The organism is Blastococcus sp. KM273128 (assembly GCF_021698975.1).
GTDB lineage: Bacteria > Actinomycetota > Actinomycetes > Mycobacteriales > Geodermatophilaceae > Blastococcus.
This window is the reverse complement of sequence record NZ_SSXA01000014.1, coordinates 104,502-120,981: the sequence shown is the minus strand read 5'-3', so window position 1 is coordinate 120,981 and position 16,480 is coordinate 104,502. Positions and strand designations below refer to the sequence as shown.

Genomic DNA, 16,480 nt, shown 5'->3' with positions numbered 1-16,480 from the left:
GAGACCTTCGACAAGCCACATCGTCCCTGGTCAGAGGGGCATTCGTGCTTTCCGACGCGCAGCCACACGCCTATTCGATGGTGGATCGGGGCTGAGCGAAACTGATCGATGTCTCCGTCGTCTCCGACTCCAACTCGATGGACCTGCCGGTACGCTCCGCCTTCCGCAGCGCAGCGGTCAGCTCTGCTAGATCACGCTCCTCGACCTCTCCCTCCGGGAATTCCGGTAGGTCAGGCGCGTATGGAAGGGCTGGCGGAACTTCGTCGACCGCCTCGCTGGCCATCTCCTCCGCACGAGGCTCGGGCGCAGACGGAACCGGAACAGCGTCGTCGGACTGACCCTCGAATGCACCACGCGCCAACGCCGTGTCTGGCGCCGGCGCGGCCTGGGCCGGGGCGGCCTCCAACAGGCTCACGCCGAGCGCCGCCGCTAGAACCAATCCTAGGGCTCCCCGCATCCGCCAGCGACTGACTGGCTGATGTCCAGGACAGACCGTCACGAGAGCTCCCTCTTCAGGCCGCATGCCGACGCACGCGATCAAGCAGCGAGAAACTCGCAGGTCAGGGAGCCGGATAGGTCAATCTACGACAGGGAGTATCCATATCGTTACAGACTGTTCAGTGCCGATTCGAACAGCGGCCGGGCTCGGCCGCCCGCCATGCCGCGCGGCAGCCGGGGATGCCCCAGGCGGCATACCGCGAGAGCAGGCGACGCGACGGTCAGGCCGGTTCGGGCACCCCACCCGGGTCGCCACCCGGGTCGTCGGGCGAGGGCTCGACCGGCGCGGGCGGCAGCGTGTCCGGGGTGTCGGGCAGCAGCTCACCGGGGTCGTCGGGCACGGGCTCGGCCGGGTCGAGCGGGCGGTCGGGCTCCGGGATCGGGGTGACCATGCGACGAGTCAACAGCGCCGGCGCCCGGTCGGCACCTCGCGACCGCTCCCCCGCCCGTCCGACCTGGCTACGATCGGGCCGGTCAGAGGCGCATCCACCGCCCCGCCGCGGGGCCGACCGGCGTGAGCGAGGAACCAGTGGGCCGAGACCGCGACCAGCAGGGCGCCCGGCCGCTCCCCCCGCGCCTCGACCCGCGCGCCGGCGGGCGCCCGCGCCAGCGGACCGGGTCCAGCCCGGCCGGGCTGCGCGAGCCGGCCGGCCGGCGCCGCCTCGTCCTCGGCAGCCGGGTCGTCGCCGGGCTGCTCTCGGTGCTGCTGCTGGCGGGCTCGGGCTGGGGCTGGTACCTCGGCCGGGTCGCCGACGCGACGGTGAACCGCACCGACGCCATCCCCACCGAGGGCAACGACGGCGACGGCGAGGCGATGAACCTGCTGCTGGTCGGCAACGACAGCCGCAGCAGCCTGACCGAGGAGCAGCTGGCCGAGCTCAACGCCGGCACCGACTCCGGCATCAACACTGACACGATCATCCTGGTGCACGTGCCCGCGGACGGGTCGCGCGCCTCGTTCGTCTCGTTCCCGCGCGACTCGTGGGTGGAGATCCCGGGCCACGGCGAGGACAAGCTGAACGCCGCCTACGCCTACGGCTACACGAACGCCGAGGCCGGGAGCGAGGCCGCGCGCGAGGCGGCCGGGGCGCAGCTGCTCGTGCAGACGATCAGCCGGCTCACCGGGCTGCAGATCGACCACTACGCCGAGGTGGACCTGCTGGGCTTCTTCGAGCTCTCCAGCGTCGTGGGCGGCGTCGAGGTGAACCTCTGCGAGGCCGTCGACGACCGCGAGTGGTCCGGCGCGTTCTTCCCGGCCGGCCCCCAGACGATCAGCGGCGCAGACGCGCTGAAGTTCGTGCGCCAGCGCCACGGGCTGCCCGGGGGCGACTTCGACCGCATCGTCCGGCAGCAGGTCTTCATCGCCGGCGTGCTGCGCAAGATGCTCTCCGAGGACGTGCTGCTCGACCTCGGCAAGCAGCGCCAGCTCGTGCAGGCCGCCGCGGAGTCGCTCACGGTGGACCAGGACCTGAACCTGCTGCAGCTCGCCGAGCAGATGCAGTCGGTGACCACGGGCAGCATCGAGTTCCAGACCGTGCCCAACCTCGGGATCGACCGGGAGGGTGCCGCCTCGATCGTCCGGCTCGAGGACGAGGCGACCCTGGAGCGCTTCTTCGCCGAGCTGTCGTCCGAGCCGGAGGAGGCCCCCGCCGAGGACGCCGCGCCGCCGGAGGCCGCCGACCCCGCCGACGTCCCGGTCGCGGTCTTCAACGGGTCGGGCACGGGCGGGCTGGCGGCGGACGCGCAGGCCGAGCTCGAGGACGGCGGCTTCCCCGTCGTCTCCACCGGCAACGCCGACAGCTCCGGCTACGAGCAGACCGAGATCCGGCACGCCGCGGGTGACGAGGCGCTGGCCGCCGCGCTCGCCGCCGTCGTCCCCGGTGCGGTCGTGCGGGTCGTCGACGACGCCGAGCCGGGCACCGTGCAGCTCGTGCTCGGCGCGGACTTCAACGGCGTCGGCGAGGCCGTGACCGCGCAGCCGCCGTCGGCACCGGCCGAGGGCGAGGACGCCCGCACCGCCGCCGACACCGGCTGCATCAACTGAGGGCGGCGGGACCTCAGGCGACGACGCGCCCGCGCAGGACGGTGCGCTGCGGCCGCTGCAGCGTGTCGAGGTCGGCGCGCGGGTCGGTGTCGTAGACGACGACGTCGGCCGTCGCCCCCTCCTCGATGCAGCGCAGGCCCAGCCACTCCCGGGCTCGCCACGAGCCGGCGGCCAGCGCCGCCTCGGCCGGGATGCCGGCCTGGCAGAGCGCGCGGATCTCGTCGGCGATGACGCCGTGGTCGATGCCGCCGCCGGCGTCGGTGCCGGCGAACACCGGCACGCCCGCCTCGAACGCGGCCCGCACGACGGCGCCGGAGTTCGCGTACAGCCGCCGCATGGTGCTGGCGTAGGTCGGGAACTTCTTCTCCCCCGCCGCGGCGAAGCCCGGGAAGTTCTCCACGTTGACCAGCGTCGGGACGACGGCGGTCCCCCGGCGGGCCATCTCGCCGATCAGCTCCTCGGTGAGCCCCGTGCCGTGCTCGATGCAGTCGATGCCGGCCTCGATCAGCGCGGGCAGGGCGTCGGTGCCGAAGGTGTGCGCGGTGACCCGGGCACCCTCCTCGTGCGCGGCGGCGATCGCCGCGGCGACGACGTCGGCCGGCCACTCCGGCGCCAGGTCGCCGACCGAGCGGTCGATCCAGTCGCCGACGAGCTTCACCCAGCCGTCGCCACGGCGGGCCTGCACGCGGGTCTGCTCGACCAGGTCCTCCGGCTCGACCTCGACGCCCAGCCCGGGGATGTACCGGCGGGTGCGGGCGATGTGCCGCCCGGCCCGGATGATCGTCGGCAGCTCAGGGTCGCCGTCCAGCTCCCGGGTGTCGACCGGTGAGCCGCAGTCGCGCAGCGCCAGCACCCCGGCGTCCCGCTCGGTCAGCGCCTGCTGCCGGGCGTGGGCGATGTCCTCGACGTGCCCGCCACCGCGGGCGATGCCGACGTGGCAGTGCGCGTCGACCAGGCCCGGCAGCAGCCAGCCGCCGCGGCTGACCGTCTCCGCACCGGGCACCGGCTCGAAGGTGAACCGCCCGTCGCGGACCCAGACGTCGCGGTGCTCCCCCTCGGGCAGCACCACACCGGAGAGGTGCAGGGCGGGGGCGCTCACCGCCCGTCGCCGTCCTTGAACTGGTCGAAGTTCAGCTTGGTGAGGTCGGGCAGGCCCTGGCCCGGCGGCAGGCCCGGCATGCCGGCGCCGCCGAAGGGGTTGGCGCCGCCCGGGAAACCCGCGCCCGGGGGCAGGCCGGGGGCGCCGGCGGGGCGGCGGGCCGGGCCACCCTTGCCCTTGCCCTTCTTCCCCTTGCCCTTCTTGGACTGCGCCTGCATCTGCCGGCCGCGGGCCTTCTTCGACATGGGGCCCATGCCGGGCAGGCCCATGCTGCCGGCCATCTGGCCCATCATCTTCTGGGCCTGGGCGAAGCGCTCCAGCAGGCCGTTGACCTCGGTGACCGTCACCCCGGAGCCGTTGGCGATGCGCACCCGCCGCGACGCGTTGATGATCTTCGAGTTGGCCCGCTCCGCGGGGGTCATCGACTGGATGATCGCCGCCGTGCGGTCGAGGTCGCGGTCGTCGACCTGCTTGAGCTGCTCCTTCATCTGCCCCGCGCCCGGGAGCATGCCGAGCAGGTTGGCGATCGGCCCCATCTTGCGGATCGCCATCATCTGCTCGAGGAAGTCCTCGAGGGTGAAGCCCTCGCGGGCGGCGAGCTTGCCGGCCATCCGCTCGGCCTGCTCGGCGTCGAACGTCCGCTCGGCCTGCTCGATCAGGCTGAGCACGTCGCCCATGCCGAGGATGCGCGAGGCCATCCGCTCGGGGTGGAAGACGTCGAAGTCGCTGAGCTTCTCGCCGGTGGAGGCGAACATGATCGGCTGGCCGGTCACGTACCGCACCGAGAGCGCGGCACCACCCCGGGCGTCGCCGTCGAGCTTGGTGAGGACGACGCCGGAGAAGCCGACGCCCTCCTGGAAGGCCTGCGCGGTGGTGACCGCGTCCTGGCCGATCATCGCGTCGACGACGAACAGAGTCTCGTCGGGCCGCACGGCGTCGCGGATGTCGGCCGCCTGCTGCATCAGCTCGGCGTCGATGCCCAGCCGGCCGGCGGTGTCGACGACGACGACGTCGTGCATCGTGCGGCGGGCGTGGTCGATGGAGTCGCGGGCCACCTGCACCGGGTCGCCGACGCCGTTGCCCGGCTCGGGCGCGAAGACGTCGACCTCGGCCTGGCCGGCCACGATGGACAGCTGGTTGACCGCGTTCGGTCGCTGCAGGTCGGCGGCCACCAGCAGCGGCGTGTGCCCCTGCGACTTCAGCCAGCGGCCGAGCTTCCCGGCGAGGGTGGTCTTACCGGCACCCTGCAGACCGGCCAGCATGATGACCGTCGGCGAGGTCTTGGCCAGCCGGATGCGGCGGGTCTCGCCGCCGAGGATCTGGATGAGCTCCTCGTTGACGATCTTGATGACCTGCTGCGCCGGGTTGAGCGCCTGGGAGACCTCCGCCCCCCGGGCGCGCTCCTTGACCGCGGTGATGAAGGCCCGCACCGCCGGCAGCGCGACGTCGGCCTCGAGCAGCGCGATGCGGATCTCGCGCGCCGTCGCGTCGATGTCGGCGTCGGAGAGCCGACCCTTGCCCCGCAGGCCGGTGAAGACCTTGTCGAGGCGGTCGGAAAGGGTCTCGAACACAGCACGTCCTCAGAAGTCACGGGCACGGGCTCGCCGCGCCACCTCACCCCAGCGTATCGAGTGGCGAGGAGCCGGCGGCCCTCCCGCAGGGTGCTGCCGCGGGCCTGCCGACCGCAGCGGGCGTCGTCTCAGGCGGCGCGGCGGGCTCCCGTGCCGGTGGCGACGGCGAGCACGTCGCCGACCACCAGTGCCGCGCCGCAGTCGGCGCAGGCCCACTCGGGGCACTCGCCGCCGTCCTCGGTGTGGCCGTCGGCGCACGGCGGCTGCACGAAGGCGCGGTCGTCCCCGCAGGACGGGCAGGGCCAGTGGCGGCTGTCCACGAGCAGGCTCCTCTCGGCCGGTGGGACCGGTCCGTCCCGATCCCACCCGACCGTCGCACGGACCTCCGACAGAACCGCGTAGCTCAGGACGGCGTGTCGGTCCCCACCGCCACCGCCGGACCACGGGTGGCCGCGACGAGCGCCGCGTCCACCCGCTCCCGCTGCCCCTGGTCCACCGGGGAGCCCGAGGGGTTGGCGACGTAGAAGCAGTCGACCGCGTCCGCCCCGAGGGTCTCGATGCGGGCCGACGTGACGTCGAGCCCCTCCGCCGCGATCGCCGCCGTCAGCCGGTAGAGCAGCCCCGCCCGGTCACCGGCCCGCACCTCGACGATGCCGGTGGCCCGCCCGCTGACCTCGTGGTTGTGCCAGGAGATGCGCGGCGGCGCCGACCGGGCCTCCTGGCGGTAGTCGGCCTCCCGCTGGCGCAGGCGCTCGGCCAGCCGCAACGTGCCGTCCAGGGCGGCCCGCACGCCGTCGGCGAGGATCTCGGGCACCGGCGCCCGGCCGAACCGCGGCCGCACCGAGTAGACGCCGGTCGCGTACCCGTCGGCCACGGTCATCTTCGCCGCCCGCACGTCGAGCTGGTTGAGGGCGAGCACACCCGCGCAGGTGCTGAGCAGACCGGGCCGGTCGGGGGCGCCGATCGTCACCTGCTGCCCGTCGGCCACCTCCTCGATGGCGACCGTCACCCCGCGCGTCGCTCCCGGGAGCCCGGGCACCTGCACCGTCGCCTGGGCGCGGGGGGCCGGGTGCAGCACGGGCTCGGGCGCCGGCAACGGCGTGCCGCCGAGCTCGGCCTGCACCCGGGCGACCAGCGCCGCGACCAGGTGCGCCTTCCAGGGCGACCAGGCCGACGCGCTGGTCGCCGCGCCGTCGGCCTGGGCCAGCGCGTGCAGCAGCTGGAGCACCGAGGCGTCGCGCCCGATGGTGGCGGCCACCCGCTCGATGGTGGCGGGGTCGTCGATGTCCCGCCGGGTCGCCGTCGCCGGGAGGAGCAGGTGGTGGCGGACCAGGGTGCCCAGCGTGGCGACGTCGTCCTCGGTGAAGCCCATGCGGGCACCGATCGCGGCCGCGACCGGCTCCCCCACCACGCTGTGGTCGCCCGGCCAGCCCTTGCCGATGTCGTGCAGCAGCGAGGCGACCAGCAGCAGGTCGGGCCGGTCGACGTCGCGGGTGAGCTCGGCGGCGGCCGCGGCCGCCTCGATGAGGTGCCGGTCGACGGTGAACCGGTGCCACGGGTGGCGCTGGGGCAGCGAGCGGACCCGGTCCCACTCCGGCAGCAGCCGCGCCAGCAGCCCCTCCTGGTCCAGCTGCTCCAGCACCGGCACCGCCGAGCGACCGCTGGCCAGCACGCGCAGGAAGGACCACCGCGCCTCGGCCGGCCACGGCTCGGGCATCGGCGGGCTGTGCACCGCGAGCACCTTCAGCGTGTACGGCGAGAGCAGCAGGTCGGCCCGCGCCGCGGCGGCCGCCGCCCGCAGGACCAGCCCGGGGTCGGCGGCGGGGCGCGCGTCCCGCGCCAGCACCACCTCGTCGCCCTGCCGGACGACGCCGTCGGCCAGCGGCTCGCGGCGCACCCGGCGGTAGCGGCCGCGGGGGCGCCGGACCAGCCCGGCCTCCACCCGCCGCCAGGTCTCGTCGGCGACGAAGGCCAGCCGGCGCCCGGCGAGGCTGACCTCGCGCAGCAGGGCGTCCTCGTCGGCCAGGCCGAGCGCGGCGGCGATCGCCCGCTGCTCCTGGCGCACCAGCACGTCGGCCGCCCGCCCCGACCGCCGGCGCAGCTCGTCGCGCACGTCGAGGAGGAACGCGTAGGCCTGCTCGACCTCGGCGGCGGGCTCGTCGGCGAGCTGGGCGGCGGCCGCGGCGCGCAGCACCTGCCCCTCGCGCAGCCCGCCGTAGGCCTCCTTGAGGTCGGGCTCGAGCAGGAAGGCGAGCTCGCCGAGCCGGCGGGCGCGGTCGCGGCGCAGGTCGCGCAGCTGCGGCAGCAGCCGGACGGCGTGCTGCCGCCAGCTGGCCAGCGTGGCGGTGCGCAGCCGCGCGGCGAGGCCCGCGTCGCCGGCGACCAGCCGCGCGTCCAGGAGGCCCAGGCCGGCCTTCACGTCGGTGGAGGCGACGCCCACCGCCTCGGTGACCGACCGCACCGAGTGGTCCAGCCGCAGGCCGGCGTCCCACACCGGGTACCAGAGGGCGTCGGCGACGGCGGCGACCTCCGGCCGGTCCTCGTGGACCAGCACCAGGTCAAGGTCGCCGTGCGGCGGCAGCTCCCGGCGGCCGAGGCTGCCGACGGCGACGAGGGCCAGGCCGTCGGTGCCCGTGCGGGGCGGCGGGCCGCCGCGCCGGGACCGGGCGGGCGGGGTGCCCCCCACGGCGTCCGCCAGCAGCCCGGCCAGCCACGCGTCCAGGGCCTCGACCCGCTCCGCGCGCGGCAGCTCCGCCAGCGCATCGGTGTCCAGCACGTCTCCCCCTCGGTACGGCCCGGATGGAAAGGCGCCGGCCGGGGGGCGGGTGACCCCACCACCCCGGCCGACGCCGTCGAGCTGCTCGCGGAACGCTCGCCTACAGGGCGTCGTCCCCGCGCTCACCGGTGCGGACCCGGACGATCTCGTCGATCGTGGTCACCCACACCTTCCCGTCCCCGATCTGGCCGGTGGAGGCCGCCTCGACGACGGCGTCCACGACCCGGGCGGCGTCGAGCTCGCTGACGACCACCTCGATCCGGACCTTGGGCACGAAGTCCACCTGGTACTCGGCGCCGCGGTAGACCTCGGTGTGCCCCCGCTGCCGGCCGAAGCCCTGGACCTCGCTGACGGTGAGCCCGGCGATGCCGATCAGCTCGAGGGCGTTCTTGACGTCGTCCAGCTTGAACGGCTTGACGATCGCGGTGACCAGCTTCATGCCAGGGTCCTCTCGGTGTTGCGGGCCTCGGCGCGTGCCTGCCCGGCCAGTGGGGCGGTGGAGCCGCTGCCGCCGAGCGACGCGAAGTCGTAGCCGGACTCCGCGTGCACGACGGTGTCGATACCGGTGACCTCGTCGTCCTCCGTGAGGCGGAAGCCCATCGTCTTCTGGATCGCGAAGCCGATCACCAGCGTGAGGACGAAGGAGAACGCCAGGACGGCGGCGGCACCGACGACCTGACGCCAGAGCTGGTCGACGCCACCACCGTAGAAGAGGCCGTCGACACCGGAGGGGGCGGCCGCCGTGCCGAGGAAGCCGATGGCGATGGTGCCCCAGAGCCCGCCGACGAGGTGGACACCGACGACGTCGAGCGAGTCGTCGTAGCCCAGCTTGTACTTGAGGCCCACGGCCAGGGCGCACAGCGCTCCGGCGATGGCGCCGATGATGATCGCGCCGATCGGCGAGACCGCGTTGCAGGCCGGGGTGATCGCCACCAGACCGGCGACGACACCGGAGGCCGCACCCAGCGACGTGGAGTGGCCGTCGCGCATCTTCTCCACGAGCAGCCAGCCGAGGATGGCCGCACCCGTGGCGACGAGGGTGTTGACCCAGGCCACCGCGGCGGTGTTGTTCGCGGCCAGCGAGGAGCCGGCGTTGAAGCCGAACCAGCCGAACCAGAGCAGGCCGGCGCCGATCATCACCAGGGGCAGGTTGTGCGGCCGCATGGCCTCGCGACCGAACCCGCGACGCTTGCCGAGCACGAGGGCCAGCGCCAGGCCGGCCGCACCGGCGTTGATGTGGACGGCGGTGCCGCCGGCGAAGTCGAGCGCCGCCAGGTCGTTGGCGATCCAGCCGCCGATGACGTCGTCGCCGTCGAACGCGAAGACCCAGTGGGCGACCGGGAAGTAGACGATGGTGGCCCAGATGCCGGCGAAGACCATCCACGCGCCGAACCTGGCGCGGTCGGCGATGGCGCCGGAGATCAGCGCGACGGTGATGATGGCGAAGACGGCCTGGAAGCCGACGAACGCCATGACGGGCAGCCCGCCGGCCTCGCTGGTGGCGTCCTCCATCAGGCCGTTCAATCCGAAGTACTCCAGCGGGTCTCCGAGCAGGCCGGCGCCGCCGACGCTGTCGCCGAAGGCGATGGAGTAGCCGTAGAGCACCCAGAGGACGCTGATCAGCGCCAGCGCCCCGAAGCTCATCATCATCATGTTCAGAACGCTCTTGGCGCGGACCATGCCGCCGTAGAAGAGCGCGAGGCCTGGCGTCATCAGCAGCACGAGCGCCGCGCTGGTGAGGATCCAGGCGGTGTCGCCGGTGTTGACCACGGCAACCTCCTGTGTCGGGTCGTCGGCCGGGCGGCCGGATCGGTGGGCTCGGGCCCTCCGTGCGGGAGGGGCGACGCGGCGTTCACCGTGCCGGGCGCGTGTTTCCGACGATGTCGGCGCCGCGTTTCACGGGCGTGAACTCCTCGCCGCGTGTCCCGCCCTCGCGTTGCGTCCGTGTTGCGCACCCGCCCGGACGCCCTCCCTCACCCACCGACCGAGGGGCTCACCCCTCGCCGACCAGCCCCTCGGCGAACACCCGCGGCTCGAACGGCGCGAGGTCGTCGGGGCCCTCCCCCAGGCCGATCAGCTTCACCGGGATGCCCAGCTCCTGCTGCACCCGGACGACGATGCCGCCCTTGGCGGTGCCGTCGAGCTTGGTGAGCACCACGCCGGTGACCTCGACCGCCTCGGTGAACACCCGGGCCTGCACGACGCCGTTCTGGCCGGTGGTGGCGTCGAGCACCAGCAGCACCTCGGTGACCGGCGACTGCTTCTCCACGACCCGCTTCACCTTGCCCAGCTCGTCCATGAGCCCGGACTTGGTGTGCAGCCGGCCCGCGGTGTCGACGACGACGGTGTCCACCTCGGCCTCGACGCCGGTGCGGACCGCCTCGAACGCCACCGCGGCGGGGTCGCCGCCCTCGCGGCCGCGGACGGTCAGCACGCCCACCCGCTCGCCCCAGGTCTCCAGCTGGTCGGCGGCGGCTGCGCGGAAGGTGTCGGCCGCACCCAGGATCACGCTCTTGCCGTCGCCGACGAGCACGCGGGCGAGCTTGCCGACGGTGGTGGTCTTCCCGGCGCCGTTGACGCCCACGACCAGCACCACGCCGGGCCGGCCCTCGTGCCGCGACGTGCCCAGCGACCGGTCGAGGTCCGGGCCCAGGACGGCGGCGAGGTTGTCGACCAGCAGCTCGCGCAGCTCGGCGCCCGACGCGGTGGCCAGCACCATCGACTGGGTGCGCAGCCGCTCGACGATCTGGGTCGTCGCGGAGACGCCCACGTCGGCGGCGAGCAGGGTCTCCTCGATCTCCTCCCAGTCGTCCTCGGTCAGCTTCTCCCGGGCCAGCACCGTGAGCAGGCCGCGGCCGAGCGAGGACTGCGACCGGGCCAGCCGCGAGCGCAGCCTGACCAGCCGGCCGGCCGAGGGGGCCGGCTGGTCGAACACCAGCCCCGGCTCGGGCTCGGCCGGGGGCAGCTCGACCGTGGGCGGCGCGTCGGGGACGACCGCGTCGGGCTGGTCCTGGAGGCCCTGACCCGACGCGGTGGCGCCCGTGGGCCGCGGCGCCGGGGGTGCGGGGGGCCGCGGCCTGGTCAGCGTCGTGCCGCTGGCGGCGTCGTCGTCGAGACGCGTGGTCCGCCTGCCGCGGCCGACGAGGAGGCTGACCCCGAGGATCAGCGCCACGACCAGGATCGCGATCGCGATCAGCACGAATTCCATGCCGCGAGTCTTCCAGCACCGCCCCCCGGAGCACCTCCGGGACGGCGGGTACCCGCACGCCGGGCCGGATGCGCGAGGCTGTGCCCATGCCGCCGTCCGACCCACCCTCCCCCGCCCTCGTGCTGGGCCCCCTGCTGCGGCACGTGGACCCCGTCTCGGCCACCGTCTGGGTGGAGACCGACCGCCCCTGCGAGGTCGACGTCCTCGGGCGGCGGGCGCGCACCTTCACCGTCGGCGGCCACCACTTCGCCCTGGTGCTCGTGGAGGACCTCGCCCCCGGCAGCACCACGCCCTACGACGTGCGGCTCGACGGCGCCCTCGTCTGGCCGCAGGCCGGCTCGGGCTTCCCGACCAGCCGCATCCGCACCCCCGGGCGGCCCGGCCCCTTCCGGCTGGCCTTCGGGTCGTGCCGGTACGCCAGCGGCCGCACCGTCGAGGAGTCCGAGGGCATCCCGCCCGACGCCCTCGACCTGTACGCCCGGCAGCTCGCCGCCCGGCCGGAGGAGGAGTGGCCCGACGCGCTGGTGCTCCTCGGTGACCAGGTCTACGCCGACGAGCTCACCGAGCGGACCCGCCGCCGGCTGGTCCACCGCCGCGACCGCGGGCAGCGGGCGTCGGCGCCGAAGGCGCAGGTGGCGGACTTCGAGGAGTACACGCACCTCTACCTGGAGTCCTGGCGGGACCCGGAGGTGCGCTGGCTGCTCTCCACCATCCCGTCGTCGATGATCTTCGACGACCACGAGATGGTCGACGACTGGAACACCTCCGCCGTCTGGCGGCGGACGATGCGGGACCAGCCGTGGTGGAACGGCCGGATCACCGGCGGGCTGATCAGCTACTGGGTCTACCAGCACCTGGGCAACCTCAGCCCGCAGGAGCTGGCCGAGAACAAGGTGTGGCACGCCGTCCAGGACCTCGTGGACGCCGCCGGGGGCGCCCCCGTCGACGCCGAGCCGATCCTCCGGGAGATGGCCGTCCGTGCCGACGCCGACCCGGCGAGCGTGCGCTGGAGCTTCGTGCGGCACTGGGGCGACGCGCGGCTCGTGATGGTCGACAGCCGCGCCGGCCGGGTGCTGGAGGAGACCGGCCGCCGCATGCTCGACGACGACGAGTTCGGCTGGGTCGAGGCCGCGATGGCCCAGGCCGTGCAGGACGGCGTCGAGCACCTCGTCGTCGGCACCTCGCTGCCGTGGCTGCTGCCGCACGCCGTCGACTCGCTCGAGCGGTGGAACGCCACCCTGAACGTGCGCCACCACGGCCGGTGGCGGGGCCGGCTGGCCGAGCAGGTGCGCCAGCTGGCCGACCTCGAGCACTGGGCGGCGTTCGGGCACTCCTTCGACCGGCTGGGCCGGGCGCTGCTGTCGGTCGCCCGCGGCGAGCACGGCCGGCCCCCGGCGACGGCGCTGGTCCTCTCCGGCGACGTCCACCACGCCTACGCGGCCGAGGTCGTCGAACCCGGCGGGCTGACCTCGCGCGTGCACCAGCTGACCGTCTCCCCGCTGCACAACCAGGCACCGCACCCGATCAAGGTGGCGTTCCGCATCGGCTGGAGCCGGCGCGCCCGGCGGCTCACGGAAGCGCTCGCGCGGTGGGTCGGCGCCGAGCCCGCGGGCCTGGAGTGGGAGAAGCAGGCCGGGCCCTACTTCGGCAACCAGATCGGTGAGCTGGTGCTCGACGGCCGCGAGGCGCGCTTCGTCCTGTCGGTGAGCGAGCGCGGGGCGGGCAGGCTGCGCGAGGTCCTCGACGCCCCGCTGTCGGATGCCTGAGAAGGTGGCGGCGTGAGCAAGCCGGCCCCTGGTCCCGACCAGCCGCCGATCCCGGTCCGCCTGGTCACCTTCAACACCCACCACGGCGTGGGCGCCGACGCGCGCCACGACCTGCCGCGGCTGGCCAAGCTGCTGGCCGCGGTGGACGCCGACGTCATCTGCCTGCAGGAGGTGGACCGGTACTTCGGCCCGCGCAGCGAGGACGTCGACCAGGCGCTGCTGCTCTCGCGGGCGCTGGACATGCAGCTGGCCTGGGGGCCGGCGATCGACGAGGAGCGGCCCGGCGACCAGCCGCCCCGCCAGTACGGCAACGCGCTCCTGTCGCGGCTGCCGATCCTGATCAGCGACGTGCACCGGCTGCCCGGCAGCGGCGAGCCGCGCAGCGCGCTCCGCACGATGGTGGAGCTCGACGGCGGGGCGCTGTGGGTGACCGCGACCCACCTCACCACCCGCTCGGCGGACGAGCGGCGGGCGCAGGTCGAGGCGCTGGCCGCGCTGCACACCGACTCGATGGAGACCGGCGTGCTGGTCGGCGACTTCAACACCGCCCCCGACGCCCCGGAGCTCGACGCGCTGCGCCAGCGGTTCACCGACGCCTGGCGGCTGGCCCGGGCGCGGGACGACCAGTCGGGCTGGCGGTTCTGGCAGTCCGACGCCGGCCACACCCACCCGGCGCGCTCGCCGCACCGGCGCATCGACCAGGTGTGGGTCTCGCCGGGGGTCGCCGTCGCCGGGGCCCACGTGCTCGACGCCGGGGGCGCCTCGGACCACCTGCCGGTCGTCGTCGACCTCGAGGTCCGCTCCGGCGTCTAGCTGAAGGACCCCGAGAGGTTGGTGACGCGCGCGGCGGGTGAGAGACCGCCGAGCGCGGTGTGCCTGCGGTGATGGTTGTACCGGTGCAGGAACTCCGGGTAGGCCGCGACGCACTCGGCTTCGCTGGCGTACGGGCGGGCGTAGGCCCACTCCTCAGGCAGGATTCGGTTGAACCGCTCGACCTTGCCGTTGGCCTGTGGCCGGTAGGGCCGAGTCGGCTAGTGGGTGATCGACTCCCCGAGGGTCTCGGCGAACAGCTGAGAGCGGTAAGCCAAGCCGTTGTCGGTGAGCACCCGCTTGACGGTGATTCTACAGGCGAGGAAGTGGGCGCTGGCGCGCTGCCAGAACGCCGCGACGGTCTCCTGGCGCTCGTCGCCGAGGATCTCGGAGTAGGCCGGCCGGGAGTGGTCGTCCACGGCGTGGTGAATGTAGGCGTAGCCGGGCTTGCCTGCTTCTTGATGACCCGTCCGGTGGCCCGGCCGTGCACCCGGTGGCCGCCGTCGGGGATGCGGCCCAGCTTCTTGATGTCCACGTGCACCAGGTCGCCGGGGCCGCGTGCTCGTAGCGTCGCGGCGCCGGCCGGGAGGAGCGTACCCGCACGCCGGTGGCCGGGTCGGTCCAGCGCAGCGGCGGAGAGCGTGTCTCATGAACTGTGTAGGGGGCGTGGCCTGAGAGAGCTGTCCTGGCTGACCCGGCAGCTGGAACAGGAGCACCCTTGACCACCATGACCAACGCCTCGACGCCGGAGCCGGCGTCGGGCACCCCCGGCCCTGCTGAGCGGCTGGCCGGGATGTTGTCCCCAGAGGCGATCGACGGGCTGCTGGCCGAGGCAGCCCAGTCGCCGATCGCGGCGTACGTGCGCGCACCGGCCAGCACCGCGCAGACCGCGACCAGCAGAACCGATTGCAGGCTGTGACGACGACCCCGTCGACGACGCGGATCAGGGATCGCCGACAGCGCCTGAAGGAGCCTGATCGACTGAGCTACCGACAGGTCGTCATCGGGCGCCGCGGTGCCGGTGACAGCGTTGATGAACCTGGACAGGGAAGATGAGGACGCGGGCACGGGCCTTCTCGCAGGTGATCACGGATTTGCCCGGGGCTTTCACGCCGGGTCGTGATCGTCCGGCTCCAGACGTAGGAAAGGTGCTCCTGAGCTGGGAAGATGTGGCTTGTCTAGGGTCACAACTTCGCAGGAACCGGAGCACCTTTCTGGTGAAGAAGACTACCGGGCCGTACCCGGCGCTCACAGTGGATGGCGGCGGGGCGAGCGTCGTGCCGAACGCCGGGGCGACGTTGCTGCTGCGGACCGCGCAGACCGTCGGCCTGTCGGCCGGGCTGTCGAAGGCGCTGGCGCCGTGGCGGCGGCCGCTGGCGATCCACGACCCGGCGAAGATCGTCCTGGACCTGGCGGTCAGCCTCGCGATCGGCGGGGACTGCCTGGCCGACATCGCCCAGCTGCGCGCCGCACCCGAGGTGTTCGGGCGCGTGGCGTCGGACCCGACGGTCTCGCGCTGCATCGACGCGTTGGCCGCCGACGCCCCGGCGGCGCTGGCAGCGATCAACACCGCCCGCGCGCAGGCGCGAGCCCAGGCGTGGGCGCTGGCCGGTGAGCTCGCCCCCGACCACGACGCGGATGCTTCGGCGCCGGTGCTGATCGACGTGGACGCCACGCTGGTGACCGCGCACTCGGAGAAGGAAGCGGCGGCGCCGACGTTCAAGCGCGGGTTCGGCTTCCACCCGCTGTGGGCGTTCGTCGACCACGGCGCCGCCGGCACCGGGGAGCCGCTGGCGTTCCAGCTGCGCCGGGGCAACGCCGGGTCCAACACCGTGGTCGACCACAAGGCCGTGATCACCGCGGCGCTGGCGCAGCTGCCCGGCGGTCACACCCGCGGGAAGAAGGTGCTCATCCGCGTCGACGGGGCCGGTGGCACCCACGAGCTGCTGGCCTGGCTGACCCGCCGCCGGTTGTCCTACTCCGTCGGGTTCTCCCTGCCCGGTGACCTCGCCACGATCCAGGCCACGCTGGCGACGATCCCCGAGCACGTGTGGGAGCCGGCCTACGACGCCGACGGCCAGCTCCGCCCCGGCGCCTGGGTCGCCGAGGTCACCGACCTGTTCGACCTGACCTCCTGGCCGGCCGGGATGCGGCTGATCGTGCGCAAGGAACGCCCGCACCCCGGTGCGCAGCTGCGGATCACCGACGTCGACGGATTGCGGGTGACGGCGTTCGTCACCAACACCACCCGCGGTCAGCTGGCCGATCTCGAGCTTCGGCACCGCCGCCGAGCCCGGGCCGAGGACCGCATCCGAGCTGCCAAAGACACCGGGCTGACCAACCTGCCGCTGCACGACCTGGCGCAGAACCAGATCTGGTGCGCCATCGTGGCGCTGGCCTGCGAACTCACCGCCTGGATGCAGACCCTCGCCCTGACCGGGCACCCCGGACACGAAGCCGCCCGCCGCTGGGAACCCAAGAAGCTGCGGCTCCGGCTGTTCTCCATCCCCGCCCGAGCCGCCCGCACCGGGCGACGCCGACTGCTGCACCTCGCCGCCACCGCACCGTTCACCGCGCTGGTCCTGGCCGCGCTCGACGCACTCGCGCGACTGACCGCCCCACCGCCGAGGGCCGCGACCGGCTGACCCGCCGGCCCCCTGCCCCGACGACCCGAGAACTCAACCGGAACGTGGAACCGGCACCCACCC

Annotated in this window: 13 protein-coding genes and 2 pseudogenes; 5 read left to right on the top strand and 10 right to left on the bottom strand. The window is 74.0% G+C overall.

Going from position 1 to position 16,480, the window contains the following annotated elements:
* Window positions 1–719 precede the first annotated feature (719 nt).
* Complete coding sequence (locus E9529_RS06745; RefSeq protein WP_236830361.1) at window positions 720–890, bottom strand: hypothetical protein; 171 nt, start codon at window positions 888–890, stop codon at window positions 720–722.
* A 122-nt stretch (window positions 891–1,012) separates the two neighbouring features.
* Here E9529_RS06745 and E9529_RS06740 point away from each other — a divergent pair, with 122 nt between their 5' ends.
* The gene (locus E9529_RS06740) at window positions 1,013–2,542 is read left to right on the top strand and encodes an LCP family protein (protein WP_236830359.1); all 1,530 of its coding nucleotides are present in this window, start codon (window positions 1,013–1,015) and stop codon (window positions 2,540–2,542) included.
* A gap of 13 nt (window positions 2,543–2,555) precedes the next feature.
* On the opposite strand, the gene E9529_RS06735 is transcribed toward E9529_RS06740, so the two are convergent.
* The 7 genes from E9529_RS06735 to ftsY form a co-directional block, all read right to left on the bottom strand.
* On the bottom strand, window positions 2,556–3,641 hold the full coding sequence (locus tag E9529_RS06735; RefSeq protein WP_236830357.1) for an amidohydrolase family protein: 1,086 nt from the start codon (window positions 3,639–3,641) through the stop codon (window positions 2,556–2,558).
* Window positions 3,638–5,212 (bottom strand): signal recognition particle protein, encoded by a 1,575-nt coding sequence (ffh, locus tag E9529_RS06730; protein WP_236830355.1) that lies wholly within the window; start codon window positions 5,210–5,212, stop codon window positions 3,638–3,640. The genes E9529_RS06735 and ffh overlap by 4 nt, the downstream gene beginning before the upstream one ends.
* A gap of 128 nt (window positions 5,213–5,340) precedes the next feature.
* Complete coding sequence (locus E9529_RS06725; protein ID WP_236830353.1) at window positions 5,341–5,532, bottom strand: hypothetical protein; 192 nt, start codon at window positions 5,530–5,532, stop codon at window positions 5,341–5,343.
* A gap of 83 nt (window positions 5,533–5,615) precedes the next feature.
* Window positions 5,616–7,988, bottom strand: a complete 2,373-nt coding sequence (locus E9529_RS06720) for a [protein-PII] uridylyltransferase (protein WP_236830351.1) — start codon at window positions 7,986–7,988, stop codon at window positions 5,616–5,618.
* A gap of 100 nt (window positions 7,989–8,088) precedes the next feature.
* Window positions 8,089–8,427, bottom strand: coding sequence for a P-II family nitrogen regulator (locus E9529_RS06715; RefSeq protein WP_026856120.1), 339 nt, complete (start codon window positions 8,425–8,427; stop codon window positions 8,089–8,091).
* Window positions 8,424–9,758 carry an ammonium transporter gene (locus tag E9529_RS06710; protein WP_236830349.1) on the bottom strand — a complete coding sequence of 445 codons (1,335 nt, stop codon included), beginning with the start codon at window positions 9,756–9,758 and terminating at the stop codon, window positions 8,424–8,426. The genes E9529_RS06715 and E9529_RS06710 overlap by 4 nt, the downstream gene beginning before the upstream one ends.
* A gap of 223 nt (window positions 9,759–9,981) precedes the next feature.
* Window positions 9,982–11,196 (bottom strand): signal recognition particle-docking protein FtsY, encoded by a 1,215-nt coding sequence (gene ftsY / locus E9529_RS06705; protein ID WP_236830347.1) that lies wholly within the window; start codon window positions 11,194–11,196, stop codon window positions 9,982–9,984.
* 86 nt (window positions 11,197–11,282) lie between these two features.
* Between ftsY and E9529_RS06700 the strand changes: the two genes are divergently transcribed.
* Window positions 11,283–12,962 carry an alkaline phosphatase D family protein gene (locus E9529_RS06700; RefSeq protein ID WP_236830345.1) on the top strand — a complete coding sequence of 560 codons (1,680 nt, stop codon included), beginning with the start codon at window positions 11,283–11,285 and terminating at the stop codon, window positions 12,960–12,962.
* A gap of 12 nt (window positions 12,963–12,974) precedes the next feature.
* Window positions 12,975–13,775: an endonuclease/exonuclease/phosphatase family protein gene (locus E9529_RS06695; protein WP_236830343.1), complete on the top strand. Its 801-nt coding sequence runs from the start codon at window positions 12,975–12,977 to the stop codon at window positions 13,773–13,775.
* On the opposite strand, the pseudogene E9529_RS06690 reads toward E9529_RS06695, so the two are convergent.
* Window positions 13,772–14,414, bottom strand: a pseudogene (locus E9529_RS06690) (integrase core domain-containing protein); the annotation flags it as partial. The gene E9529_RS06695 and the pseudogene E9529_RS06690 sit on opposite strands and share 4 nt — an antisense overlap.
* Before the next feature lie 76 nt (window positions 14,415–14,490).
* Here E9529_RS06690 and E9529_RS06685 point away from each other — a divergent pair.
* Complete coding sequence (locus E9529_RS06685) at window positions 14,491–14,691, top strand: hypothetical protein (protein ID WP_236830364.1); 201 nt, start codon at window positions 14,491–14,493, stop codon at window positions 14,689–14,691.
* On the opposite strand, the pseudogene E9529_RS22955 reads toward E9529_RS06685, so the two are convergent.
* Window positions 14,658–14,840 (bottom strand): annotated as a pseudogene (locus E9529_RS22955) (hypothetical protein); the annotation flags it as partial. The gene E9529_RS06685 and the pseudogene E9529_RS22955 sit on opposite strands and share 34 nt — an antisense overlap.
* Before the next feature lie 149 nt (window positions 14,841–14,989).
* Here E9529_RS22955 and E9529_RS06680 point away from each other — a divergent pair.
* Complete coding sequence (locus tag E9529_RS06680) at window positions 14,990–16,417, top strand: IS1380 family transposase (RefSeq protein ID WP_236830342.1); 1,428 nt, start codon at window positions 14,990–14,992, stop codon at window positions 16,415–16,417.
* Window positions 16,418–16,480 lie beyond the last annotated feature (63 nt).

What these genes read in the sequence shown, in the direction of transcription:
- E9529_RS06745 (WP_236830361.1), bottom strand. Translation starts at nt 890, where the DNA reads ATGGTCACCCCGATCCCGGAGCCCGACCGCCCGCTCGACCCGGCCGAG.
- E9529_RS06700 (WP_236830345.1), top strand. Translation starts at nt 11,283, where the DNA reads ATGCCGCCGTCCGACCCACCCTCCCCCGCCCTCGTGCTGGGCCCCCTG.
- ftsY (WP_236830347.1), bottom strand. Translation starts at nt 11,196, where the DNA reads ATGGAATTCGTGCTGATCGCGATCGCGATCCTGGTCGTGGCGCTGATC.
- E9529_RS06715 (WP_026856120.1), bottom strand. Translation starts at nt 8,427, where the DNA reads ATGAAGCTGGTCACCGCGATCGTCAAGCCGTTCAAGCTGGACGACGTC.